Origin of the sequence: Algoriphagus aurantiacus, assembly GCF_035156405.1 — a bacterium.
Classification (GTDB): Bacteria; Bacteroidota; Bacteroidia; order Cytophagales; family Cyclobacteriaceae; genus Algoriphagus; species Algoriphagus aurantiacus.
The window spans coordinates 35,372-61,828 of the sequence record NZ_JAXRUT010000031.1; the positions used below are offsets into that span (position 1 = coordinate 35,372).

Consider the following 26,457-nt stretch of genomic DNA (forward strand, 5'->3'; position numbering starts at 1 on the left):
AAGCCCTGAATTGTAGGATTCAGGGCTTTTTGCATTTAATTTTCTTTCTGCTTCTTAGAAAAGATGAAAACTATTTTTCTGTCTAAATCTAAACTCAGGGTGAGTAAAGCAATCTATAATTTTCAGAAACGTCTGAGTTTATCATTCTAGAGCTTTAATCGGGTAATCGCAATTTGGGTATATATTCTTTCAAAGGGTATTCAATGTTTTAGCCATTTGATTTATAATCAAAGTGTGCTTGGCAATGGATTCATAAGAATATTTTGGGCTAGGCTTCAGGGTAAAGTTCCGGAATTTGAGAATTTTTACTTGGACATGTAATTGGAGAAATTGACTAGGGTGATTGTTAATCACCTTATTTATCCGAATTATTATGCGAATATAAAGGAAGTAGGCTTTACTATTCGATGTGTTTGCTGATATTATTGACAAAAATTAGAAAAGTGGTTTTAATACCTGTTGAGTTGTCAGTATTTAGTTTGATTTATTGGATAATCTCTCTTAAAGTTCCTGTTCCAAATCCAATCATTTTCCAATCCGATATTTCCAGGTCAATTACAGCCATCATTCCGGGCTGTAATCCAAGATAATTCTCATTGGAAATATGTGATAGAAGTAAGCTGATGGTAGGATTGTGTCCTACAAAAAGGCAAGTTTCAATTGCATCTGAAGTTTTTTCCAGCAACTCTATCATATTGCCCAGGTCGCCTTGATAGATGTCTCGTGTGAAAATTGACTCCTTAATAGTAATGTACTTTCCTATCAATTCGGCTGTTTCCTTGGTGCGTTCTGCTGACGAACAATACATCAAATCAACAGATTTGAACAATTGGCAGAGGCTTCCACTCATACGAATTAGGTTTTCTCGACCTTTTTTTGTGAGTTGCCTTTGAAAATCTGAACCTTGGGAAAAACCTGCTTCTCCGTGCCTAAGTAAAAACAATTGCTTCATGATAAGTGTTTTACACCCTTGAAAGTGTTCCATACTTTACTCAAAAATCCCTCCAAATCGGGTCCAGTGAATTTTAAATATTTGGACGAGAATACAATGCCGTCTATTTTTAGCTTTTCGTATCGGGTTTGAAAACCCAGAAAAACCGCCTCTTATGTCAAAAAACCTTGTTATCGTCGAGTCACCAGCCAAAGCCAAAACCATTGAGGGATACTTGGGCAAGGACTATAAGGTAGCATCCAGCTACGGTCACGTTCGGGATCTTCCAAAAGGCGATAAAGCAATCGATATCAAAAATAGATTTAATCCTACTTATGAAGTCACGGCCGATAAAAAAGACGTGATTAAGAATCTTAAGGCTCTGGTCAAGGATGCAGAGACTGTCTACCTTGCGAGTGATGATGACCGTGAGGGAGAGGCTATTTCTTGGCATCTGAAAGAAGTATTGAAGCTTAAGGATGAAAATACCCGAAGAATTGTTTTTAGAGAAATTACTAAAAACGCGATTACCAAAGCGATTGAAAACCCGCGGGGAATTGATATAGATTTGGTAAATGCTCAGCAAGCAAGACGGATTTTGGACCGATTGGTAGGTTTTGAGCTTTCTCCTATTCTCTGGAAAAAGATAAAAACCGGACTTTCTGCAGGTAGAGTTCAGTCAGTAGCGGTTCGCCTTATCGTAGATCGAGAGCGGGAAATAGAGCAGCACAAAGCCAAATCCAGTTATAGAATCACAGCGATTTTCGAGGTAGAAGGGAAAACCTTCCAAGCTGAACTCCCAAAGAAATTTGATACAAAAGCTGAAGCTGAGGAATTCTTAAAGAAATGCCTTGAAGCAGATTTTTCTGTAGCTAACTTAGAAAAGAAGCCTGGAAAGAAATCTCCAGCTGCACCTTTCACTACTTCTACACTTCAGCAGGAGGCAAGTAGAAAACTTTATTTCTCAGTGGCACAGACCATGTCTGTAGCTCAGAAACTCTATGAAGCTGGTAAGATTACCTATATGAGAACAGATAGTGTGAATCTATCAGATGATGCGATGGCTTCCGCCAAAAATGCAATTAAGGATTCATACGGTGACAAATACCATAAATCAAGAAAATTCACAACCAAGTCTGAAGGTGCTCAGGAAGCTCACGAAGCCATCCGGCCTACTGACTTTGCCAATTCTCAAGTCGCTGGAGAACGCAACGAGCAGCGACTATATGAGCTGATCTGGAAGCGTGCTATTGCTTCGCAGATGGCTGATGCAGAATTGGAAAAGACTATCATTACTATAGATATTTCCAATCAGCCTCAAAACCTTGTCGCTACCGGAGAAATCATCAAGTTTGATGGATTCCTGAAAGTTTATCTTGAAGATACTGATGACGAACCAGAAGAGGATGATAGCACTGAAGGTAAAGCATTACTACCTCCTTTGACTATTGGCCAAAACTTGAGTCTTCAGGAAATGAAAGGGCGTGAGACCTTCTCCAGACCATCTCCACGATATACCGAAGCCTCATTAGTAAAGAAATTGGAGGAATTGGGAATCGGCCGTCCATCTACTTACGCGCCGACTATCTCTACAATTCAGAGACGTGAATACGTGATCAAAGAATCCAGAGACGGAACGCCTAGGGATTATGTAGAGATGATCATTGCCAAAGGTCAATTCAAAGATGCTACTAAAACAGAAAATACTGGAGCAGAGAAGCAAAAGCTGTTTCCTACCAATATTGCAATGGTGGTAAATGACTTCTTGGTAGAGCATTTTCCAAATGTGATTGACTTTAGCTTCACAGCTAGAGTAGAGAAGGAGTTTGATGATATCGCAGCAGGAGGTCAGGTTTGGCAGGATATGCTGGATTCTTTCTACGGGGACTTCCATAAAAATGTAGAAGACACAGAACAGGTTTCTAGACAAGATATCAACTCAAGCCGTGAACTTGGCAACCACCCAGTAAGTGGTAAGCCAATGATAGCTAGGTTAGGGAAATTTGGTCCATTGGTTCAAATTGGTGATTCCGAAGACGAAGAGAAGCAGTTTGCAAGCTTGAAAAAAGGGCAATTCATTGAAAATATCACAATGGAGGATGCGCTTGAGTTATTCAAATTGCCGCGCGATATCGGGATGTTTGAGGATAAAAAAATGGTGGCTGCAATTGGTAGATTTGGTCCATACGTGCGCCATGATGGGTCTTTTGTCTCCTTGCCAAAGGAAATGGATCCACTGAGCATAACCGAAGAGGAAGGGATACAGCTGATCAAAGATAAGCGTGAAGCAGATGCGAAAAAGCATATTAAATCATTTGATGAGAATCCGGAGATTCAGGTTTTGAATGGTCGATGGGGTCCTTACATCAAGATGGGTAAGAATAATTATAAAATCCCTAAGGATAAAGAGGCTGAAACTTTATCTTATGAAGAGACCATTCATATTATTGAAAATCAGCCAGAACCAAAGAAAAAAGGTGGGCGGTTTGCCAAGAAAAGTAAGTAACTCGAACACTATTTGAATAGTTATGAACAAGTCTAAATCAATGCTAAAAAGGATTGTTTTAGGCTTGTTTTTATTTTTAGGCAGCTTCTCTTCTTTTGCACAGGCAATTTTTAAAGGAACTGTAGCCGATAACGAAACGGGTAAAGGTATTCCTTTCGCTACAGTATTTTTAGCAAATACTACCATTGGCACATCTACAGACGAAGAAGGAAAATTCTCTATTTACCTGTCTGAAGGGAATTATGAAGTGATTATCCGTATGCTAGGCTATGAAGGCTTAACATTTAATCTTCCTGCAGCTATAGTAAAGCCGCAAGGATACAAATTTATGCTTGTTCCTATAGATGAAGAATTAAGTACTCTAAATGTAAATGACAAACGTGATCCTGTTTGGTATAGGAATTTGGCCGATTTCAAAAAGTACTTCTTAGGCACTTCACTAAATGGAAAAGCCTGTGTGATAGAAAATGAATTGTCCATGATTCTGGATGATCAATCCGAACCAGGTTCACTGATAGCTTCTTCAAGAGATATTCTTAAAATAGAAAATCCTAATCTAGGTTATAGGCTTGATTATCTGCTAAATGATTTCCGCTTTAACTATAAGCAAGGGTTTGTCACTTACGGGGGGTATCCGCTTTTTACTCCAGACTCTACTCTTTCAAGGAGAAAGCAGAGAAGGGTAGAAAAGAATCGGTTGGAAGCTTATTACGGGAGTTTGCAGCATTTCCTTCGTGCAGTATATTCTGGTACAACAGTATCTGAAGGCTTTGAGATAAGAAGACTTTTCCGCAAGGATGATCCGGTTCACTCAGGAAAAATTGATAGTGTAGCTACGGACCTTATTACTTCAATAGATATTCGAAAAAACAGGGAAAGAAGAGAGTATTTGGAATTCGATGGGCATTTACTAATTACCTACTTGAATGAAAGAGAAAGCCCTCACTATATTATGGGGCTCGGCAGAGGAATTCGTAATTATCAAACCTCAATTATAAGACTAACAGTCCAACATCTTGAGGTTTTTGAGAATGGTAGCCTTTCAGATCCGTTTGGGCTGGTGGTGGAGGTTATATAGGTTGGGAACGAGTCGGTGATCTACTTCCTATCGACTATTATCCCGAAGTGGAGCCTTAAGCAGAAGAGCAGTAGATCACTTTTATGGTACGCCTTACTTTAAAAAATCCGGGTGTTTGTAGCTGGGATTTGGGTAGGTGTAGAAACCTTCACCCGATTTGATTCCCACTTTCCCTTGATCCACATAGGTTTTTAGAAGGGCTGCAAAAGCACGCGATGCGGGGTTTCTACGTGAGTTAGTGATGTGCCAAGCAGTATCCAAACCCACATTATCTAAGATTCCAAAAGGTCCAGCCTGCATGTTGAAATTCACCATCCATGATTTGTCTATCGCCTCTACTTCAGCGATTTCCCCAGTAAGAAGTCGTCCAGCTGCATCGATCCAAGCGATTAGTAACGTATTGAAAATGTATCCTGAATGTTCTTTCTTGACTAATATGGGTATTTGATGGAGCCTTCTTCCAAGATCTTCTAAAATAGTAACGACGGCTGCTGATGTGCCTGCATGCGGCATAATGTCAACGACTCTGGAGTGAAAAACATCATGAAAATGAAAAGCGCAGAATTTCTCAGGTCTACTAGACACTTCTGCAAATTGGGAAGGAAGCAGGTAAGAGGTGTTGGTTGTGAAAATCGTATGTTCTGCAGCCAGTTTACCTATTTTATTCCAAACCTTAGTTTTAATGTCGGGATCTTCCGTGACGCTTTCACTGATTAGATCTACCTGTTGCAGAGCTTCTTTAAGATCGTTTGTAAAGGAAATTCTTTCCAGAGCTTGAAGTCCTTTTTCTTCATTTATAAGTTCAGCTCGACTTAATTGAACCACTAATTTTTTCATAGTGGACAAAGAGTTTTTCAGGCTTTTCTCCTGAATATCATATATGTTCACCTGATAACCTGAAATTGCAGCTTGCAATCCAATTCTGGTTCCTAGGTTACCAGCGCCTATAATACCAATAGTAGAAATAATCATTAAGATCTGATTCTCTGTAAATTAAATAGTAAAACCGCCATCAGCCGTGAAGACTGATCCAGTGGTGTATGAGGCCGCAGGGGATGCTAAGAATAAAGCCATAGCGCCAATTTCATGTGCTTTCCCTATGCGTTTGATAGCAAGTTTCTTCATGACCATGCTCATTATCTTCTCATTAGACCATAGCGGTTCGGAGAATTTGGTTTCGATCAAGCCTGGACAGATTACATTCACCCGGATTTCAGCTTCTCCCCATTCCTTTGCCAAGACTTTGGTCATGGAGATCAAAGCTGCTTTGCTTACGCTGTAGATTCCCAATCCATGTTCAGGAGAAATACCACCAATAGAGCTGATGTTGATCACTGAGGCATTGGAAGATTCTCTTAGATATGGCCAGCAAAGTTTTGAGAGTTCGAATGGAGCCTTGACATTTACATTCATAATTTTATCAAATGCTTCCGAACTTGTTTCATGAACTGGGCCAAAAACAGGGCTTGTTGCTGCATTATTTACTAAAATATCAAGTTGGCCGCATGCTTCAATAGTTTTCTCGACCAGCTGTGGGAGTTCCTGCGTGTTTCCTACATTACAGGCTATGCCGATTGCTTCATATCCTTTCGCCCGAAGCTTACTTGCCATTTCATCTACAGCTTCTTGTTTTCTACTGCAAAGCACGACTTTAGCACCAGCTGCTGCAAAAGTTTCTGCAATGCAAAAACCGATTCCTTTGCTGGCTCCGGTTATGAGCGCGACTTTTCTTTCTAGGGAGAATAAAGAGGAGAGATCCATAAGTAGGTTTATTTTCTACTTTCAAGTTATCAAAAGATAAAGATTAAGCCTGAACGAATGCGTATTATTCCAAGTTAAAAGGATATTAATTGGCAAAGTGAAATCTTAGCAAGCTATGAAATCGAACATTACTAAAAAGTCACACTGAGGAATGATTATCTGTGATGCGAGATTCCATATGACCATTGAAAAATAATTACAAACAGATGAAAGAAGTAATTTTTGAAAAAACAGGAATGCCGGAGGACGTATTGCAGGTAAAAGAATCACCAGCCCCAGAACCAAAACCGCATGAAGTTCAGATACAAGTAAAGGCGAGAAACATCAATCCTTCTGACCTGATGTTTATTCAAGGTCGGTATGGAATCCAGCCTAACTTGCCAAGTAGTGCTGGTTTTGAAGCGGCGGGAATAGTAAGTAAGTCAGATGCTGATGGTAAAATGCCTGTGGGAACTAGAGTAATGTTTACTGCTCAGGGAACCGCGACGGGTACATGGAGAGAATACATTACGTTACCAGCAAAGCAAGTTTTTTCTATGCCGGAAGGTATGACTTTCGAAGTAGCTTGTCAGGCTTTCGTCAATCCTGTAACTGCCGTAGCCATGGTCAGTAAATCTGAGTTGAAGGCTGGAGAATGGCTTTTACTTACCGCTGGCGCTTCAGCTTTTGGAAAATTTGCCTTACAGGTAGCTAAGAGTAAAGGAATTAAAGTGGCTTGTACAGTTCGCCACGATGAGCAGAAAAAGTATTTAACTGACCTTGGTGCTGATTTGGTAATTAATACGGAGAAAGAAGATTTGAAAAAGGCGATCACAGAAGTCTCAAAGGAAGGAGTTTCTGCGGTTTTTGACGCAGTAGGTGGAGAACTTGGAGCCAAGGCTCTGGCTTGTATCAAGCAATTCGGGAAAATGTATGTTTTCGGAGTATTGAGTTTGCAGAATATGCCGCTCAATACGGGAATGATGATTTTCAAGGAAGTGACTATTGAGGGATTTTGGCTGAGTAGCGTTTTGCAGCGAATTAGTAGTGAAGAGAGAGCTGAGCTTTATAAAGAAACTCAGACCTTTTTGATGAGGGATGATTCCAAAGCAGAAGTAGCTGAGAAGTTTCCGCTTACTGAAATTAAGGCCGCAATTGAAGCATACAACAAACCAGGGAGAAATGGAAAAATCCTTTTGGTGAGTTAATTTCTTTGAAATAGTTCTTCATAAAAAAAGGGATTCCCCATCTTTGCATTTCAAATCAACAAAACTGAACGGAATGAATTGGGATACGCTGGATAAAGAGCTTACCGAAATAGTAGAAAAAAGAAATCAACTTGCCGCTATGGATTATAGCGACGAAAGTTATGATGACCTAGAAGAAGAGCTTCATGACTTGGAAGATGATTTCAACGAGAACTATGAGGATAGACTTGAAACTGAAATTGAAAAAATTCAGGATAAACTTAAGTCTGACACTGATATCTTACTTCCAACAGCATACATAGCTAATGCTTACAAGCCACTTCTTCCTGACGCCAATGGTGTCGTGAGCTATGAAGTTGGTGGACTGCAAGGCGTGCCAATCGAATCAGAGCAATTTGACAAGCAGGATGTTCGCATCGTTTTGATTCCCAACCCAGCGCGTTTCGTCATGTTGATCAATGGCAAGCAGCTTAAGGATCTTTGGAGAAGTAGATAGTTAAGAAGTAGCAAGACGTTAGTACAAAGATTTTAGAGTTAAAATTCTAGATTAAAGACATAAATATTATGAAAAACCTGGTGAATAGCTAGGTTTTTTCTTTCCACGAGAAATAGGCAATGAATACAAAAAGAGTAGTTATAACCGGGTTAGGAGCTTTATCTGCTCTTGGTAATGATGTAAAAACCAACTGGCAAAACGCGAAGGAAGGGAAAAGCGGAGCTGGTGCCATCAGCTATTTCAATGCTGAGAAATTCAAAACCCGATTTGCCAGCGAAATCAAGAATTTTGACCCTACGTTGAAACTTGATAGAAATGAGATTAAGCGAGCTGATCTTTATACCCAATATGGACTATACGTTGCCGCTGAAGCTATGGAAGATTCGGGTTTGGATGTCTCCCAACTTCAATCACCATTTGATGCGGGAGTGATCTGGGGCACTAGCCAAGGTGGTATGAATACCTTCGAAAAGGAGATGAAGGAGTTTATTGGAAATGATCTAAGCCCACGATTCAATCCTTTTTTCCTTCCCAAATATTTGGTGAATATGGCCTCTGGGGTTATTTCCATGAAGTACGGCTTTATGGGAATCAACTATACACCTGTGACTGCATGCGCCTCTTCTAATAGTGCAATCATGGATGCTTTCAACTACATCAAGTGGGGAAAAGCTAAAGTGATTATTACTGGAGGTTCGGATGCTCCGATCACCGAAGCTTCCATGGGAGGTTTCAACGCATTGAAAGCACTTTCTACACGAAATGAAGATCCTACTGTTGCTTCAAGACCTTTTGATGTAGATAGAGATGGATTTGTAATGGGAGAGGGAGCTGCAGCTTTAATTCTGGAAGAATATGAGCATGCGAAAAAGCGAGGAGCCAAAATTTACGGGGAAGTGGTAGGTGCAGCGATGACAGCTGATGCATATCATTTGACAGCCACGCATCCTGAAGGTGAAGGAGCTTACATGTGTATGAAGTTCTCTTTGGAAGAAGCAGGTTTGGGTATTCAGGATGTAGATTATCTGAATGCACACGCCACTTCTACTCCTACAGGTGACTTGAGTGAGATTAAAGCTCTCACAAGGCTTATGGATGGCGGTAATGATAATTTGCACATCTCGTCTACTAAATCCATGACAGGGCATTTGCTTGGTGCGGCAGGAGCTATTGAAGCGATATTCTGTGTGAAGGCGATCAATGAAGGAGTTGTACCTCCAACCATCAATACTGAAAATCTGGATCCAGCTATCCCAGCAGGAATACAGATCGTCACCAAAAATGCCATCGAGAAAAAAGTTAAGGTTGCTTTAAGTAACACCTTTGGTTTTGGCGGACATAATGCCACAGTGATCTTTAAGGAGTTTGAATAATATTCGTTAACCTTTGGGGTTTATAATACCCCGAAGGTTTTTCATGCTTTCTACCACAAAGTCACAGGGAGCGCAAAGTATTTCACAGAGATTTTTTTAGGATCTGCTGAATATTTCAGGATATGACTTAATCAAAAATGGCTCCTTCATTTAGATTGAGCCATTTTATTCGGATTATAAATCCCTTGATATAGCTTCGGGATTGCATCCCGATAACTATCGGGACCCGAAGAACTTATTTTCTCCAAACGTAGCGTCGCCGCGCCTCCCGTACAGCTGTCGGGAGCGAGAAGTAGTTAAATCTTACCTGAACCCCAACTTCACCCTAACTTTTGCCAAAATCTCAGCTCCCACGGCTTTCGCTTTTTCTTCACCGGCTGCAAGCTTCATTTCGATTTCTTCTGGATGATTCATGTAGAAATCAAATAGCTCCCGCTCTTTACGGTATTTTTCCAGGATCAGCTCTAGAAATTCCTTTTTAGCATGTCCATAGCCATAATTCCCACCTTCATATTTTGCTCTCATTTGCTGAGTTTGCTCGGCAGAGGCTATCAGGCTGTATAACTTAAATGTATTGTCTGTATCTGGATCCTTTGGCTCTTCCAATTCTTTACTATCCGTCACAATGCTGTTTACATTTTTCTTCAACGCTTTCTCAGGAAGGAAAATATCAATGAAGTTATTGTAAGACTTACTCATCTTCTGGCCGTCAGTACCCGGAATTGTTTTTACAACTTCATCTATTCTAGCTTCTGGGATTGTCAAAATATCTTCACCAACGATTCTATTAAAAGTAGAAGCGATGTCACGTGTCATCTCTAGATGCTGCATCTGGTCTTTTCCCACAGGGACTAAATCAGCTGAATACAGCAAAATATCAGATGCCATCAATACGGGATATGTGAAGAGTCCTGCATTCACATCTGCCAATCGTTCAGCTTTGTCCTTGAAGCTGTGCGCATTTGCCAGCATAGGGAAAGGAGTAAAACAGTTCAGATACCAAGTCAATTCTGCTACTTCAGGTCTTCTGGACTGGCGATAAAAGGTAGTATGCTCTATGTCCAACCCAAAGGCAAGCCATGCTGCAGCCACTGCGAGTGTATTTTGCTTGCGTACCTCACCGTCTTTGGAAGAAGTGAGTGAATGCATGTCTGCAATAAAAATGAATGACTCCTCCTTGTTTTCTTTTATCAATTCAATAGCAGGGATGATCGCTCCTAGGATATTTCCCAAGTGTGGTCTGCCGCTGCTTTGAATGCCTGTTAATACTCTTGCCATTGCTCTGATTTTGGTGCAAATTAAGTAAATCAGCCTATAATACGTTTGAAATTATGCGTTAATTGCGGGCATGATTAGAATTGAAAAAACCCTTTATATCCTCTTATTCCTTTATTTTTTATCCCAACTTGCACTGGCTCAAGAACCTATAACTCCAAAGTTGATCTGGGCAGTGAATAAGGTTGATTTGGGAACTGTCTTGGAAGAGCAGGGGCCACAGGTAGCAGAATTTCAATTTACCCATACGCAGGACTCTTTATTTTTTATAGAAACAGTCGTGACAGATTGTGGATGCACCACAGTAGAATATACTAAGGATACCTTACAGGTAGGGGAAAGCGGGATATTGCAGGTTTCATTTGACCCATCTTCCGGTGCTGGTTTTTTCTCCAGAATGATAGTGGTGAAGGGCAATTTATTCGGCGTTCAGGATACACTGTATATTGAGGGAAATGCCATCCCAAGAGCAAGTGATCCTGAAGGAACTTACACAATACGAAAAGGTGATTTAGGCTTTCGTCTTGCCAAGATAAACGTAGGAGAGGTTTTTACAAATGAACCAAAGTTGAAGCAAGTGGAGGTTTACAATTTTGGTGACAAGCCTTTTTACAAAGATAGTCTGATGTATGCCGGACCTGAATATATCCAAGTGAATCAGCTTACGGATTCGATTATGCCAAAGGACCGTGGATTGATTCAGTTATTTTATGATGGAGCAATGAAAAATGATCTTGGCTATTTTGAGGATCAAATCTCACTAAACTGGCAGGATAGTACCACCTATATTTCTTTGAATGTGTTAGCAGATGTATTTGAGTATTACGCACCTTTTTCTAAGGATAACTTGAATCTAGTGCCTCAACTAGTCGTGGACCCTAGAGAAATTGATCTGAGAACCATCAAATCTGGTGCAATCCAAGTGGAGAATGTGGTGTTGAGTAATAGAGGAAAGCAAGTTTTGGATATAAAAAAAGTCCAGGGGAATTGTGAGTGTTTGAAACTTGAGCTACCAAAAACTTCACTTGATCCGGGAGAATCCATTCAGCTTAAAGTAGTTTTTGATCCCAAAGGAAGGAAAGGAATAGACCAGCGGAATATTTACATATTCAGTAATGATCCAGTAAATCCAGTGCAATTATTTTTGCTTAAAAGTAGGGTGGAATAATACACTCATAAATTTCCGGATTTTAGCCTTAATTTAAGCGACTACATACTCATAGCGATCATTTTTTACACCTAAACTGAAATGAAAAGAAAACTACTCATTATAATTTTTTTGATTTTTACACTGCCATCATATGCAGCCAAAAAATATGTATCGCCAAGTGGAAGTTCTTCAAATTCGGGAAGCTCCGTTATGGAAGCCTGGTCACTTTCTTTTGCACTTGGAGCCACATCTCCTTTGAGTCCAGGTGATTCATTGATATTAGCAGACGGGGTATATCCGGGCAATTATATTTCAGAAGTAAATGGATCAGCGGCCAATCCGATTAAAATCATGGCTATGACCACAGGTAAGGCAATTATTGACATTGGAATAAATGGAGCGGCAGGATCCGGGATTATTGTTAATGGAAATAATACATGGTTTATTGGAATACATGTCACTTCTTCTGACGCAATTAGGCAATCGGACGATAGCAATGGAAATGCCCCTGTGACATATGAATCAGGCATTGCAGTATATGGAAATAATAATAAACTTATAAACTGTTGGGTTTATAATGTAGTGGGGGGAGGATTGGAGCTGTGGAGGTCTGGATTGAATCTTGAAGTATATGGATGTATAATTTTTAACAATGGATCGCAAGATGCTTTACGCGGTCATGGCCATGGTATGTATATCCAACATGACGATATCAATTCTCCGAAGCAGATTGTCAATAACTTTGTTTTTCAAAATGCATCTCAAGGAATAAATATTTATACAACGAATCCTGTAAATCGTGGGATGATTATAGATCGCAATGTGTCCTTTAATACAGGAGTTATAGCGAATTTTAATCCGATTCTTTTTCGCCCTCCTCATAACTTGACAATTGGTTCCAAGAATAACGTCAGCAGTGAAGTGGAGGTACGTGACAATATGTTTTATTCTGATTTGCAGGGTGGAAGACTAGAGCCATCTCAGGTGAGCAATGTTACCCTTGGAAGAACATATTTTCCAAACGCCAATTTGAAGTTTTTAGAAAATAAAGTTTATGGGGGACGAAACCAAGTGGAGTTCCTGTCTACCAGTAATTTAGAGTTTAGGAAGAATCTTCTGTTCAAGATAAGTGGTAAATTCTTTGAATTATTAGGTTCAGATAAAACATATACGAAGGCAAATTGGAATTCGAATACTTACGTTAATTTTTCTTCTAATACATCAATATTTGATGGTTTAAGCTTTACAGATTGGAAAAAAACATATGGTTTTGATAGTGATAGTCAGCTGTTTTCTGTAGCTCAGAAACCAATCGAAACCCTTGTAGTTCAGAATAAATATGTCCCCAATCAATACTATGTGACTATCCTGAATCTTAGTAATCAGGAAATTATAGATTTAGATTTTTCTGAATATGGGATAACAGATGGGCAGGATTATGTAATAAGGGATGTTCAAAATCCTTTTGATCAGGAACAGAGAGTCGTTGCTAAAACGAATGGAAATATGATTCCATTTCCGATGAATTGGACCAAATCCTTGCAACCAAAGGGCAATATGCCACATCAGGTAAAGCATACGGATAAAACATTCGGAACATTTATTTTAGAATTTTCGAAAGTAGCAGAGACAAAGCGGCCAGATGTAAAAGACTCAGTGGCGATATACCTTAATAATGGTGGAGAAGCCTATCTGACTTCAGTTGATTTTTTAAATGAACAACCTGGAACAGATTTCACATTTGCATCTTCTCAGGGATTTCAGTTTGATTGCAATAATTTGGGGTTGAATGAAATCACCATTACCTCTACAAACTCAGCTTCAGGAGATAAATGGGAGGATGAAACCAGACTTTTTGTACTGGACACTATCAAACCTTATTTCACTTCAATATCAAAAACTTTTGAATTTGATCCTGTGGTTGGCAAAGTTGAATTCAATAAGGATGACTTTGCAGGTATTGATATTCAGGATAATTGTGCAGGAGATTTTGAAATGACATTTGGTAGATCCACGACTATAACTTGTGCTGATTTGCAGGAATATTATGAAAAAGGAAGACTGGATGTTGATATCACTGTTTCGGATCAATCTAAAAATAAGTTCACAGTACGCTCATTCATCACACTCAATGTCATTGAATCTGTCAAGGTTTCGTTGACTGCTAATTCTGAATCCCAAGAAGGAGATCCTGTAAAATTATCATTAGGCTCAGAGTTCGCATTTGAAGTGTTAGGTTGGTATAGAGGAGAAGAGCTGTTATCGTCCAGCTCAGATAAGCAGTTTACAGTGACCAAATCAGGTGTGTATAAAGCTAAGCTTAAGCCTGTAAACGGCTGTGAGGTATTTTCAAAACCAATTGAAGTGACCTTCGAAGATGCTGCTGAATGGCCTGTGGTGAAAGATAAAATTGAGATGGAGCTCGTTAAAGAGGGGAAGGCAACTCTAAAACCTGAGCAGGTATTTACGAAGTGGCCAATTAGTTCTGAATTCACCGTGGAATTGAGCAAATCGGATTTTACCTGCGATGACCTTTGGTCAAATATTGTTGTTGTCAAGATAACTGATTCAAAGGGAACAGTTGAAGAAAAGGAAATTGAGGTGATAGTTAGGGATAAATCAAACCCAGTTCTAGTCACCAAAAATGTGGAGGTGGTTGTTGACTTGTCTATTGGGAAAGTAGATTTGAACCCGGAGGATTTTATAGCTTCTCTCACGGATAACTGTGGAATCAAAGAAATCACTTTAAGCCGACAGTCTGTGGGCTGTGAAGATATAGGAAAGGAAATAACAGTAGAAGTGGGAGCTGTAGACAAGGCTGAGAATATCATGCAGAGACTAGCAAAAGTGACGGTGAAATCTACCAACTCTAGGCCTGTGACAGTTAGTGGCCCTGCATCTATCTGTATTGGTAATGATCAAACACTCACGCTGGAGTCAGAAGCTGAATTTGAAGTAGTAAGATGGAGAAGGAATGGAACGGAGATCAATGGCGCAACTGGCAAAACCTTGGCGATAGAAGAGGGTGGGAGCTATCATGCCATCGTCAGGTATGCTGGAGGTTGTCTTTTTGAAACGGCCAAATTCGAGGTGGAATCGCTTGCTAAACCTAGCGGAGAAATCGAAGAGGATGGAAATATTCTTAGGGCCCCTGAGGGTAATTTCACTTACCAATGGTTTAGAAATGGGGATAAACTTGATGATGCCACCCAAAGAACGCTGACAGTGAATCAAATGGGAGAATATGCAGTAGAATTGATCAACGAAGCAGGCTGTATGGCAAGGTTGGCAGCAGTAACCGTGACAATATCAGGTCTTTTCAATCCAGGTATTCTGATCTCTGAGGAACTGAAAATCTATCCAAATCCAGCTTCCTCCGAAGTTGAAATACAAGCGTTGGGAGATTTGGAATTTGCTGAGAATTCCATGAGCATTTATAATTCGAATGGCAAGGAAGTCAGCTCCAGTGTGGAGGTAGTACACCAAAGTCCAAATAAAGTAACCTTGGCAATAAGTCGTCTTGCTGCTGGAACTTATCTGATTATGATAGAAAGTCCGGATAATAGAGTGTTTGTTGGGAAGCTGGTTAAGCGGTAAAAATATTTTGTATTCTATCAATGAGAGTAAAGGTGCAAATTAGTCCTGCTCAATGGCCTATACTAACCGATAGCATCATAAGCCGTATAAATCGAGAGGTTCATGTGCGGTTATGTGAGAGGTTTAGGGGTAGATTCCCCTTTACCTAATAGATTACCATCCGTCACTGGTTAATCATTCCAAACGATAATAATGCCCCTACAATATTTAATCCGCAATGGGTATATATTGCAAGCTTCAGATTTTTTGTTTTCCATACTAAATATGTCATTGGGAATAATGCTATCACTAAAGTCAAATAAATCTGTGGCTGCCAAAAGTGATATAATGAGAATAGAATTGCACTCATCAAGGGAGCAAATTTTCCCCAAGTTTTCATTCTTGGCAATAAATATCCTCTAAAATATAACTCTTCTAAATATGGGGCTAATAAGCCATTGAGAATTAAATTCACAATTAACGTTACCAGAATTATTGATTTTGAATATCCTTCAAAATCACGGGCTTTATACCAATCAGGAAGCCAATAGAGGAATTTGTCTGTGATTATCTCATTTATAGGTTGTGTTAAACCATAGACTAGAAAGGCAAAAATAATCAGTCCAAGTGTATATAAAATAAGTTTATAGGTAGGAAGTGTCTCTGTATATTCTACCAAATCATATATGCGTTTTACATTTTCGTTTTTCTTTGCATTATTCAGATGAAATAAAATAATTGGTACTACTATTACCACTATTGCTATCAACATGGAAAGTTGTGGTGGGAAACCCATTGTCACAAAATAGGGGGTTGTCACTCCAAAAAATAGGGTGATCAGAATACCTGGATAAAGGTGATAAACAATAGATTTAAGTTTTGAATGTTGTATCATTTTCATATTGTTTATAAAATGATGGCTAACTGTCTCGCTTAAGGCGGTTTTCAGCCCCCTTAACTTTCCACTCTAAACAAATCTGACTAAACCTGAAAATCTTGATTTGAGCCAGTCAACCTAAGCTAAAAAGCAATGTGTGTGTCTTGAATAGTGAATATAGACCAAAAAGATGATCGTTCCAATGGGTGAAACACGAAGTAATCATAAATACCATTGGTACCAATACTTCATGACTAAAGTCCCTAAGGGGTGTGAGTTCCCATAATAAATCGGGAAAATCTGTTATCTGACTGACCTTGTCATAAATTCTAGTGAGGCCGTCTTTCGATTATAAGTATTTGAATTATTTGGTTAGTGATTGGTGATCGATCTTTTGGTTTTCTGGATCAGGCAATTCACTTAAATCTTTCTTCGACATTTTTAAATCCCTTATGTCTTCTATTTCATTTGATTGAAGGCTATCCTCTTTTTCAATCTTTAACAATTTTAAAAAGTATCTTTCTGAAAAACCTGTTAGGAAAGCTATTAATAAGAATGATCCAATACTTTCTATTTTTATGCCTGGAAGAATTTGCCAAGAAAGTAAAACTGTTATGAGAGCTGCAGTAAGTCCACCGACTATGGGCTTGAGCTGAAATTTTAAAAGACTTTCCCTAAATTCAATTAAATTAACCCTTGTATTTCTTATTTGTAGAAGGCCACTAATAAATCCTCCAGTTGCCCCCATTAAAACAAATACAAGTAATAATACCCAATTTATAAAAAGGGAAATTGTATCTGATGATGACGCATTAAATATGTTGGATAAAAAAGTTCCTGTTATTGATAATTCATCAAAATTTACTACTAATGGCAAAACAAGTATAGAAATTAATAAGATAAAGATTCCCCAAAATCTTAATAAAGACAACCTTTCAATTTGAAGGCCGAAGCTAATATGATTTTGTGTTGTAATTCTATTTAATTCTCCAGTAACCTCATCATATATAGCCCTTAAGTAGCCAAGTTCATCTGGATTATCATATTTCTTTATTGTATCTTCTAAAATAGAAGAGTAATCAGCATTGATTGATTTCAATTTATTTGCCCTAATAATTATTCTTTGCCGAACCACATAATGAGGAAAAATCCATATTAAATACCTCTCAATTAGGTCAAGAACATTTGCAACGTTTAGCAAATTCACATCTTTGCCCTCTAATGCTTTTTTTGCAATAAGCAAGAAATCAACAATCCTGCTTGCTGTGACAATATCGAAAAAATATTTATCATAAAAATTGTTATATGCAGTCCTGAAATCTCCTTCTAATTCCAAATATCTTGTTCTCAAGTTATACTTATAGTACGAATCATAATCCTTTAGTTGAACGGAACTCTCATCTTTTTCCAACCACTTAGGCACCGGCCAAAACTCATTGGTTAACCATTTTTTTTCCTCATCTGTTAAAGATTTTTTTTCAATTTCAAGTCCCATTATTTCAAGTTTTAATTGTTTATAATGATTTGGCTTCCCCGCAGGTGACGATTTAGATTTTCACTTTAAATCAGGCGCAAATTTTCACAGAAGTATAAAAATGGATTAACCACTAAATCGCCATTTTGGATAGATGCCGTGTGTGTCTTGAATAGTGAATATAGACCAAAAAGATGATCGATCCAATGGGCGAAACACGAAGTATTTATAAATACCAATGATACTAAGTCGCTATGAATAAGTCATGTAGATGAGCGTATACCAATTTCAGGGACATTTGGAATTAGCTGAGAATTTGATGAGAGCGAACCGCTTATGAAAATTATATGTCAACCTCAAATTGATTCAACTCCTATTATCGATAGTTGCTAAGTTTACCATTGTTGAATAATAACTCCCAATTGGTTATCCTTCAAAGCAAATTCCTTCGCACCCCATGGACGAAGGGTAATTTCTTTAAGATTTGGATGAAGAAATTGGGGATGGGACTTAGAAACTTTAGCATAAACTTCTTCAATATTTTTAGTCACTAGCCTAAACTCAGGATTATGCTCTTTAGCCAGTTTTGCATTTTCAAAAAGATTTATACGTAACCCGTCTTTTTCCACTACACAAAATGGTTGGGAAGATTTTATTTCATCATGACCTATGCTAAAATCCAGACAGTCGACAAAGAATTTCAATCCATCGGCAATATTTGCATAAAAAATATTTGGAACTAGTTTTTCAAAAGTCATATACTAAGATTTTAAAATTTTAGTGAGTTTCTTGACAGTTAACGCCAACAGTTAAATATACGCAGCCAGTTGTTTATTTTTCATATCTAATTGATTTAGAATTTGCTGAGAATTCTATGAGCATTTATAATTCCGACGGCAAGGAAGTCAGCTCCAGTGTGGAGGTAGTGCATCAAAGCCCAAGTAAAGTGACTTTGGCAATAAGTCGTCTTGCTGCCGGAACTTATCTGATTACGATAGAAAGTCCTGATAACAGAGAGTTTGTTGGGAAGTTGATAAAGCGGTGAGGGTAGGGTATCAGGTGCAAAAGACTCTTGAGGAAACACCAAGTCATAGCCTATATAATAAGACATTTTGAAAGGCTTATTTAATTAATCCAACCACTTCTTTTTAAGCTTGGGTAACTCTCTTAAAATAATAGTCCAGATAAGTTCATCCGAAATATTATCATATTCGTGAGCGATCCTATTTCTTGTTCCTATTATTTTCTGAGCGTTTTTTATTTCAATTTGACTACTCTTGTTTTTAGAAATCCTATTTATGGCTTCTCCAATTATCTCGATATTTCTTTCGACTGCTTTCTTCGTTTTTAAGTCAGCTTGATATTCGAAGAAATCTCTTTTTTTCTGGGAGGAAATCGAAAATCTCATCGATAGATCTATTGATGTCCTCCAGCCAAGCATTAATCTTATTGTCCATAAATTAGAACTTTTGTTGCGTCAAGTTCTTTTTTAAAAAATCGATTTTTTATTCCCCTTTCTTCAATTAGATCAATTTGGCGTTTTAGTAAATCCTCAAGATTTTCTTTGAGCTCAAAGTATAAATCGGTGTATTTGAATGGGTCATTTTCATCAAAATCCACAACAAAGTCTATATCAGAATCATCACTAAAATCATCGCGAGTTACTGAGCCAAATGCTGAAAATGTGCGAACTCTGTATTTTTCGCAAAGTTTTTTGATAAGGTTTATATTATTGTCGCTTATTTTCATCTTCCAAAAATACTTAAAATTTGTTATCCTCTGATTTTTTCATGCATTTGGTGGATTGAATTGGCTTAATGAACAAATAGCTTTATAAGACTAAGGGGGCTTATTTCTCTCTACCCCGCTTCACAATTTTAACAACACGGTTATAAATGATTTCCGCCAAGTTCCAGTCGTACCCATCAAAATTGGTGGTGTTATTAAACTGGANGGGGCTTATTTCTCTCTACCCCGCTTCACAATTTTAACAACACGGTTATAAATGATTTCCGCCAAGTTCCAGTCGTACCCATCAAAATTGGTGGTGTTATTAAACTGGATTACAACCATATCTATGTCTTTATGGTACTTGGCGATACTCTGATAGCCAGGAAGCAAACCTGTATGTTCGTAAGCGTAAATGGAGGAATAGATCTCCTGTTCCCCTTCATCGAAAATTGAACCATCATTTAGCGCCCGTAGGAATATCCCGACATCTTCAGCGGTGGCAAGCATTAAGCCTGTGTCTTCCGTCTTGAAGTCTTTGTCAATCCCCACATAATACCCGCTCATGACCTCATCCATGTCGACTTCACTCAGCGAAGTATAGGTGTTTTTTAGCCCAAGTGGTGTTAAAATTTCTTCTCGAATATATTGCTGATGGGGATAGCCTACCGTTTTATCAATCAGGTCAGAGATCAGCATGTAGTTCGTATTGGAATAGCCATAGCCTTCACCCGGTTCAAAGTCTGCTGGTGAATCTAATGCGTAATTTAAAGTCTCCTGCTTGTTTGTTGGTGGCTTGATCCAGTAATCAGGATGGTCTGTGAAATTAGGAATGCCCGATCTATGCTGCACCATCATTCTTAGGGTGATTCTATCTGAATTCTCTATTCTACCTGCCAATTCAGGAAAGTACTCAGCCAGAGTTTTATCCAAGGATAAACGACCTTCCTTGACTAGTTTCGTGGTCGCAACAGCCACATAAAGCTTGGTGATACTGGCAATCTTAAACAAAGCTTGCGGATAAGCAGGTATTTTCTTTTCTCGGTCATGCCAACCAGCAGCATAAAACTCAGGTGCTTTCCCTCCCTGATCCACGTAAACAATCATGCCGTCAAACCCATCTGCAATGCCATCTTCCAACTGTTCCTGAACGGTATCGGGTAGGGGTAAGATCCAAGCCTTCACCAAAATCCAAGGCACAAAATACAACGAACCTATGCTTGCAAGAATAAATAGGATTCGGAGGGTTTGTTTGGTTTTGGGTACGGTTTTTTTGGAATGAGTAAAAATTTAGATTGAAAAATCAGTTATTTAAAGTGTCATTCTGTAAGTTGATATCATAGATAGCTTGTTGAATGGGCAGGAAATTTTTTTCCAAGAGGTCTTCATATTCAAATTCTATTATGGGAATGTTTCTTTTTTTTGCTAGTGATATTTCTTTGTCAACCCATTCAGAGCTGTCAATATCTACAGTTCTGATAAGAAAGATGAAATCAGAGCTATTTAGTTCATCTATAACTCGGTCTTGTTTGTGTACGGAATCATTATGAATCATGTCAATATAGACGACACAAATACTTCGAATGGAGTTCAAAAGCATATTCAGAAAACTTATATTTATTTTCCCGTCTCTAATAGTATAACTCACAAATATTTTTGTCATTATCTTTTTCATTTAATCCATCCCGCCAAATCAATAAATATTAATATGATCATTATACTTGCTCCAAGTAGATAAAATAGTTGAGATTCATTAAAAAAAGATCTTACCCTAGATGATTTGTCTTTATTGCCTAAAGGCATGCCATACCCATTTGTAACCAATTGATTTTCTTTTAACTCGTTAACAATTTCAGTCATTCTAATTCTTAATTTTCTTTGATAATAGTAAGAATTAGAATCAATTGTCCAAAAAATTAGGAGTGTGGTAAAGCTACTTATGAAAATGGAAATGTCGAGATGGTTATCAGTTAACTTAAGTATCAGAGCTGCAATTCCAGCTAATAGAGATGCACAAATCTTTTTAGTAGCTAATGTGTTTTTAGAGAATTGAAGAATCGCTGAATCGAGTTGATCTATTTCTTTCAATATTAGTATCTGTTTTATATCACTCATTTATGGGTGTTTTAAATTTGTGGAGGGTCTTGTCTAAAGATCAAATATGCTATATTTATAAGTAATTGTACGAGTTTAATTAATGCTACAATTAATCCAATTTATAAGATAATTTATTTATAATATGTAAAGAACCAAATATATTTTAAGAGTTCAGGTTTTTTTGATGGGCTGTCAAAGAAAATATCAATAACTTTTGAAAAGTTGTCAGCATAATCCATATTCAAAATTATTTCTTCTATTTTATTATCTGTCAGATCTTTCGGGTTAATGGTTGTGTTATTTGCAATTTCTGACCATATCATTCTATACAAAATCAAATTCTTGTTAGTTGAAATTCCTAATGTTGCTAAGTCATCTAAATATTCTTCCGAATATGCATGCCCTTTTCTGTTGTATTCGATCTCATCATGAATGTTAGGATTATAAATTAAAACTTTAATTGGTTTATTTCCTCGCCCGTGATTGCAGTGTGTATTACTATCACAAGATGCAATCAAGTTATGGTAGGCAATATCATGTGGGTATTTATTAGGTGGAATAATATTTAAATCTCTTCTAAATTCATCCATATGTAAAACGTTATCATTTAAATTAGGATGGTTGTATATATCAAACTCTTCTTTTTTTGATTTGTGTGGAATTATGTGTTCTAAGGTGGTAGTATTGTTATTAGATAGATTTTTCATGCAATAACAGCATAAATTATTTTGCTCTTCAAGCAGGACTTCCTTAAAGTTTGTTTTGAATGGATCTTTGCTTAAAGTATCGTAGTTGGCATTTTTGTATTTGTTTTCATCATTATCCCAACAAGCCTTCAATAAATTGTTAACTATAGTTTTACCTCTATTTTCAAGTATTGACTTATCAATATATTGCATAATTTTTTAAAGCTTTGATTTCTTAGAGTCTATTTCTTCTTGAAGTTTAGAAGGTATTTCGGTTCCCAAATATTCTTCCAATTTTTCTAACATCTCGTCAGCTTTTGTGTTGTTATTTTTATCAATCAAAAATAAATATGCATTAATAAATTTGTCTATAGTTGAGGAGCGAGGTTCTACTTCCATAATTTCTGCTAAATTAGTTCCATAATCTATTCCATAAACATTTTCTACGCTTTCGTTCCAATATTCATTTCCATTATTTTCAAGCTTTATGATTTTGTTGTTCTCGTCAGCTTTAAAATTAGAAATCACTAATGGTGAGTGGGTCGTAACTATAAATTGAATATTTGGAAATGTTTTTATAAACCGTTGAAGAACTTCTTGTTGTAATGAAGGGTGAAGATGAAGTTCGATTTCATCAATCATAACAATCCCTGTAGGTTCATAAACACCATTGCTAATTATATATGAACGGTAAGCTAAGTCAAAAACGATATTAAATAATCTCTTATAACCCATTGGAAGCATTTCAGATATTATACTTCTTGTATCTGATAGCAAGAATTTTACTGAAATATCAGATTTCATCAATTTTAGTGCTGAGATGGATAAAACTTCAAATTCTTTGTTTATAAAATTGTATTCTTTATTGAGGGGTTCTGTGAATTTTATGAATTTTGATTCGATATAACCTTTTTCTTTCTCAAATAAATTAGTTCTTTCACTAGTTGCTTGATTTATTTTTGTAAAGCTATTTTCTAGTTCTAAAATTTCTGATTTAAACTTACTTATTTCATTTTTGTCTGAAATGGAATCTAATTTTTTCTTTAATCTTAATATGCTGTCTTCAATAGATCTTACTTTTGAATCATTGCTGAAGATGATATTGTCTATGTACTTAAACCGAGATTGCCAAAGAACATTACAGTTTTGATATGCATCCCAACCATAGTAAGCAAAATCCTTAGGAAGGATATCTGATTTAATAATTCTGGAAGATTTTGATCCAAGGTTGATATCGAGATGTGGAAATGAATCTCCAAAAAAGGCGTAAACAGGCCATTTTTCTGGGTTATCAATCAAATCCTTAATTATAATGTCTCTAGCATTCTTGTATAATGTAGAATGCAACCCACCAGGGTCTGACTTTTTATAGAATTCCCATTGGATTAATTTCGAATTTAAATCTATTTCATATTTAATAGAAGTTGGCCAAATAAACCCACCTTCACTCTCATCGTATCTGGTGTCTAAAATTGGTATTGAACTAACAGTGGTGTTGTTGTTGGCTTTCAAAGGGTTTATTTCTTCCTTACTTTCAGAAAATATGAAGCTTAGTCCTTTTCGTATAGCACTTAAAACACTAGATTTTCCAGATCCATTTTTACCAATTAGAATTGTAATATGTTTACCTAATTCTATATTAGTGTTTTTGTAGCATCTAAAATTTTGTATATCTATATTATTTAATTTCATGTTATAAAATTTGTAAATTGAATAATGTAATAATGTAATAATGTAATAATGTAACTTTTTTACTGAGAAATCGAAAATTTTATTTAATTTTCTATATGTCTCCTAGACAATTAAAACCAAATAGTCTAAACAAAAGCCGGTATCCCAGTAATCTCATGCCCCAAAATAAGTAAGTGTATATCGTGAGTTCCTTCGTAAGTAATTACAGATTCAAGATTCATCATATGACGCATAATCGGATATTCCCCGGTGATTCCCATTCCTCCATGGATTTGTCTGGCTTCTCTGGCGATAGTTAAAGCCATTTCCACATTATTTCGTTTTGCCATGGAGATGTGCACAGTCTTGGCTTTGCCTTCATTCATCATTTTGCCGACTTTCCAGGCAAGTAATTGGGCTTTGGTGATTTCGGTTAGCATTTCGGAAAGCTTCTTCTGCACCAGTTGAAAGCTTGCAATAGGTTTGCCGAATTGGATACGCTCAGCGGCATATTTTCTCGCGGATTCGTAGCAGTCCATCGCAGCTCCAATAGCTCCCCAGGCTATTCCAAAGCGCGCCGAATCCAAGCACTTCAATGGAGCTCCAAGACCTGATTTTCCCGGAAGAATATTTTCCTTTGGCACTTTTACATTATCAAAAACAAGTTCACCCGTACATGAAGCACGAAGCGACCATTTTCCATGGGTTTCCGGAGTGCTGAAACCTTCCATGCCCCGCTCTACGATCAGGCCATGAATTCTGCCGGCTTCATCCTTTGCCCAAACTACAGCGATATCAGCTTGGGGGGAATTTGAAATCCACAGTTTGGCTCCGTTCAATAAGTAATGGTCACCCATATCTTTGAAGTTGGTCACCATTCCACTTGGATTGGAACCATGATCAGGCTCGGTAAGACCGAAACAGCCCAGCATTTCTCCAGAAGCCAGTTTTGGCAGGTATTTATTACGCTGCTCTTCTGAGCCAAACTTATAAATAGGGTACATCACCAGCGAACCTTGCACGGAAGCTGTAGATCGCATACCTGAGTCTCCACGCTCAATCTCCTGCATGATCAAGCCGTAAGCAATATAGTCCAAGCCGCCACCGCCATATTGCTCAGGAATCTGTGGGCCAAAAGCTCCAACATCACCAAATTTCTTGACGATTTCGGTAGGAAAGTGAGCCTTCTGCGCCCAATCTTCTATGTAGGGTGAAATCTCTCTTTTGACAAAATCGCGAATGGAAGTTCTAATCAATTTGTGCTCCTCGGTGAGTAAGTCATCGAGGTCTAAAAAATCAACACCATCGAAGGTATCCTGCTTTAGTGACTTTCGTATTTCAACTGACTCCATGTTATTTTTGGTTTATTAAGATGAATCTGTGACTTTTGTCGGGAATTTAAAAATCTCCAGCTGATCCCAAGTAAATAGATCGCTGACGAAAATACTACCTTTTTATACTAAAAGCACTCATGGAGGAATCCCAATTTGATCCCAAGATATTAGATAAAATAGAACTTCTCCAGAAGAAATTCAAAGCTTCCGGCCAGGATATGCTGTCCTATCTGGAAGGGCTGCTTTATTCAGATTACCTTACGTACTGGGATTACATCAATTTGGATGTATTGCTGTCCTTACAGCAACCAAAGACGTCGTTTAAGGATGAAAAGATCTTTATCATCTACCACCAGATTACGGAATTGTATTTTAAGCTGATTATTTCTGAGTTGGAGCAAATAGCTGATGAGCAATCAATTACAGATAAATTTTTTCAGGGAAGATTGGAGCGGATCAATATGTATTTTGATCAGTTGATCGGTTCATTTGCAGTGATGTGGAAAGGTATGGAGCGGGACCAATTTCTGAAATTCCGTATGTCTTTACTTCCATCCAGTGGATTTCAAAGTGCCCAGTATCGCGAGATCGAACTGATGGCTTCGGATGCTTTTAATCTTTTGGCATTGGACAAAAGAACTGACCCGGACTTTCACACACCGACTGATGATATCTTTGAGAATTTGTATTGGCAGCAGGGAGCAATCGAATTGGCAACTGGTGAAAAAACGCTTACCCTAAAGAATTTTGAAGCGAAGTATCGTAAGAAATTGATGGATCTGATGGATTCCTACAAACGCAAAAATTTATGGCAGCGCTACATAGATATCCCAAATCCTTCTGAGGAATTGACTGAGGCGATGAAGCAATTTGATCTGAAAGCAAATGTGTTTTGGCCACTTGCGCATTATAAATCAGCTGTCCGTTTTCTACAAAGAGATCCGGTGGATATTGCCGCAACGGGTGGAACCAACTGGCAGAAATATCTGCCTCCGCGATTTCAAAAGGTGATTTTTTATCCGGAACTTTGGTCTGAGCAAGAAAGAGAAGAATGGGGCAAAGGATGGGTAGTGAAGGAGATATTTGGTGAAGAGTAGAGTTTTGGAGTAACAAGACGTTAGACGTAAGTATTTAGACCTTAGAATAAAGAATCAAGAACCAAGACCTAAGAATCAAGTAGCTAGTAGCAAGTACCAAGTCGTAAGTAAAGATTATCATTTCACCCTTTCAGGGTTAATATGACTAAAGGCTATCCCA

At 37.8% G+C, this 26,457-nt stretch carries 23 protein-coding genes; 9 read left to right on the plus strand and 14 right to left on the minus strand.

Annotated elements, in window-relative coordinates; translation table 11 throughout:
• Nucleotides 1-484: 484 nt before the first annotated feature.
• On the minus strand, nt 485-952 hold the full coding sequence (locus SYJ56_RS22360; protein WP_323838110.1) for a SixA phosphatase family protein: 468 nt from the start codon (nt 950-952) through the stop codon (nt 485-487).
• A gap of 154 nt (nt 953-1,106) precedes the next feature.
• Here SYJ56_RS22360 and topA point away from each other — a divergent pair, with 154 nt between their 5' ends.
• A complete protein-coding gene (gene topA / locus SYJ56_RS22365) occupies nt 1,107-3,437 on the plus strand; it encodes a type I DNA topoisomerase (protein WP_323838112.1) in 2,331 nt (776 codons plus the stop codon).
• Between the two features lie 40 nt (nt 3,438-3,477).
• A complete protein-coding gene (locus SYJ56_RS22370) occupies nt 3,478-4,515 on the plus strand; it encodes a carboxypeptidase-like regulatory domain-containing protein (protein WP_323838114.1) in 1,038 nt (345 codons plus the stop codon).
• Nucleotides 4,516-4,608: 93 nt separating this feature from the next.
• Here SYJ56_RS22370 and SYJ56_RS22375 read toward each other — a convergent pair whose 3' ends face one another.
• Together SYJ56_RS22375 and SYJ56_RS22380 are read right to left on the minus strand one after the other, a co-directional pair.
• Nucleotides 4,609-5,487 (minus strand): 3-hydroxyacyl-CoA dehydrogenase, encoded by an 879-nt coding sequence (locus SYJ56_RS22375; RefSeq protein WP_323838116.1) that lies wholly within the window; start codon nt 5,485-5,487, stop codon nt 4,609-4,611.
• Nucleotides 5,488-5,508: 21 nt separating this feature from the next.
• Nucleotides 5,509-6,276 carry an SDR family NAD(P)-dependent oxidoreductase gene (locus SYJ56_RS22380; RefSeq protein ID WP_323838118.1) on the minus strand — a complete coding sequence of 256 codons (768 nt, stop codon included), beginning with the start codon at nt 6,274-6,276 and terminating at the stop codon, nt 5,509-5,511.
• 206 nt (nt 6,277-6,482) lie between these two features.
• Here SYJ56_RS22380 and SYJ56_RS22385 point away from each other — a divergent pair, with 206 nt between their 5' ends.
• From SYJ56_RS22385 to fabF, 3 genes are all read left to right on the plus strand, one after another.
• Nucleotides 6,483-7,463 (plus strand): zinc-dependent alcohol dehydrogenase family protein, encoded by a 981-nt coding sequence (locus SYJ56_RS22385; RefSeq protein WP_323838120.1) that lies wholly within the window; start codon nt 6,483-6,485, stop codon nt 7,461-7,463.
• A gap of 73 nt (nt 7,464-7,536) precedes the next feature.
• Nucleotides 7,537-7,959: a hypothetical protein gene (locus tag SYJ56_RS22390; protein WP_323838122.1), complete on the plus strand. Its 423-nt coding sequence runs from the start codon at nt 7,537-7,539 to the stop codon at nt 7,957-7,959.
• A gap of 119 nt (nt 7,960-8,078) precedes the next feature.
• The gene (gene fabF, locus SYJ56_RS22395; protein WP_323838124.1) at nt 8,079-9,332 is read left to right on the plus strand and encodes a beta-ketoacyl-ACP synthase II; all 1,254 of its coding nucleotides are present in this window, start codon (nt 8,079-8,081) and stop codon (nt 9,330-9,332) included.
• 303 nt (nt 9,333-9,635) lie between these two features.
• On the opposite strand, the gene trpS is transcribed toward fabF, so the two are convergent.
• Nucleotides 9,636-10,610 (minus strand): tryptophan--tRNA ligase, encoded by a 975-nt coding sequence (gene trpS / locus SYJ56_RS22400; protein WP_323838126.1) that lies wholly within the window; start codon nt 10,608-10,610, stop codon nt 9,636-9,638.
• Between the two features lie 70 nt (nt 10,611-10,680).
• On the opposite strand from trpS, the gene SYJ56_RS22405 reads away from it, so the two are divergent.
• Complete coding sequence (locus tag SYJ56_RS22405) at nt 10,681-11,775, plus strand: DUF1573 domain-containing protein (protein WP_323838128.1); 1,095 nt, start codon at nt 10,681-10,683, stop codon at nt 11,773-11,775.
• Between the two features lie 81 nt (nt 11,776-11,856).
• Entirely contained in the window at nt 11,857-15,354 is a 3,498-nt protein-coding gene (locus SYJ56_RS22410) for a T9SS type A sorting domain-containing protein (RefSeq protein ID WP_323838130.1), read from the plus strand.
• Nucleotides 15,355-15,517: 163 nt separating this feature from the next.
• Here SYJ56_RS22410 and SYJ56_RS22415 read toward each other — a convergent pair whose 3' ends face one another.
• From SYJ56_RS22415 to SYJ56_RS22425, 3 genes are all read right to left on the minus strand, one after another.
• A complete protein-coding gene (locus SYJ56_RS22415; protein WP_323838132.1) occupies nt 15,518-16,228 on the minus strand; it encodes a CPBP family intramembrane glutamic endopeptidase in 711 nt (236 codons plus the stop codon).
• A 346-nt stretch (nt 16,229-16,574) separates the two neighbouring features.
• Nucleotides 16,575-17,705 carry a hypothetical protein gene (locus SYJ56_RS22420; RefSeq protein WP_323838134.1) on the minus strand — a complete coding sequence of 377 codons (1,131 nt, stop codon included), beginning with the start codon at nt 17,703-17,705 and terminating at the stop codon, nt 16,575-16,577.
• Between the two features lie 374 nt (nt 17,706-18,079).
• The gene (locus tag SYJ56_RS22425) at nt 18,080-18,442 is read right to left on the minus strand and encodes a VOC family protein (RefSeq protein WP_323838136.1); all 363 of its coding nucleotides are present in this window, start codon (nt 18,440-18,442) and stop codon (nt 18,080-18,082) included.
• An 89-nt stretch (nt 18,443-18,531) separates the two neighbouring features.
• Here SYJ56_RS22425 and SYJ56_RS22430 point away from each other — a divergent pair, with 89 nt between their 5' ends.
• Complete coding sequence (locus tag SYJ56_RS22430; RefSeq protein ID WP_323838151.1) at nt 18,532-18,729, plus strand: T9SS type A sorting domain-containing protein; 198 nt, start codon at nt 18,532-18,534, stop codon at nt 18,727-18,729.
• An 84-nt stretch (nt 18,730-18,813) separates the two neighbouring features.
• On the opposite strand, the gene SYJ56_RS22435 is transcribed toward SYJ56_RS22430, so the two are convergent.
• The 7 genes from SYJ56_RS22435 to SYJ56_RS22465 all read right to left on the minus strand — a co-directional run bounded on the left by SYJ56_RS22435 (nt 18,814) and on the right by SYJ56_RS22465 (nt 25,218).
• Nucleotides 18,814-19,092 (minus strand): HepT-like ribonuclease domain-containing protein, encoded by a 279-nt coding sequence (locus tag SYJ56_RS22435; protein WP_323838138.1) that lies wholly within the window; start codon nt 19,090-19,092, stop codon nt 18,814-18,816.
• Between the two features lie 38 nt (nt 19,093-19,130).
• Nucleotides 19,131-19,433 carry a nucleotidyltransferase domain-containing protein gene (locus SYJ56_RS22440; protein WP_323838140.1) on the minus strand — a complete coding sequence of 101 codons (303 nt, stop codon included), beginning with the start codon at nt 19,431-19,433 and terminating at the stop codon, nt 19,131-19,133.
• Between the two features lie 210 nt (nt 19,434-19,643).
• Entirely contained in the window at nt 19,644-20,612 is a 969-nt protein-coding gene (locus SYJ56_RS22445; RefSeq protein WP_323838153.1) for a serine hydrolase domain-containing protein, read from the minus strand.
• 471 nt (nt 20,613-21,083) lie between these two features.
• A complete protein-coding gene (locus SYJ56_RS22450) occupies nt 21,084-21,527 on the minus strand; it encodes a hypothetical protein (protein ID WP_323838142.1) in 444 nt (147 codons plus the stop codon).
• Nucleotides 21,528-21,640: 113 nt separating this feature from the next.
• Nucleotides 21,641-22,408, minus strand: coding sequence for a hypothetical protein (locus tag SYJ56_RS22455; RefSeq protein WP_323838144.1), 768 nt, complete (start codon nt 22,406-22,408; stop codon nt 21,641-21,643).
• Between the two features lie 6 nt (nt 22,409-22,414).
• Nucleotides 22,415-23,887, minus strand: coding sequence for an AAA family ATPase (locus SYJ56_RS22460; protein ID WP_323838145.1), 1,473 nt, complete (start codon nt 23,885-23,887; stop codon nt 22,415-22,417).
• Nucleotides 23,888-24,012: 125 nt separating this feature from the next.
• Nucleotides 24,013-25,218, minus strand: a complete 1,206-nt coding sequence (locus SYJ56_RS22465) for an acyl-CoA dehydrogenase family protein (protein WP_323838147.1) — start codon at nt 25,216-25,218, stop codon at nt 24,013-24,015.
• A 119-nt stretch (nt 25,219-25,337) separates the two neighbouring features.
• On the opposite strand from SYJ56_RS22465, the gene SYJ56_RS22470 reads away from it, so the two are divergent.
• Nucleotides 25,338-26,297 carry a tryptophan 2,3-dioxygenase family protein gene (locus tag SYJ56_RS22470; protein WP_323838149.1) on the plus strand — a complete coding sequence of 320 codons (960 nt, stop codon included), beginning with the start codon at nt 25,338-25,340 and terminating at the stop codon, nt 26,295-26,297.
• Nucleotides 26,298-26,457 lie beyond the last annotated feature (160 nt).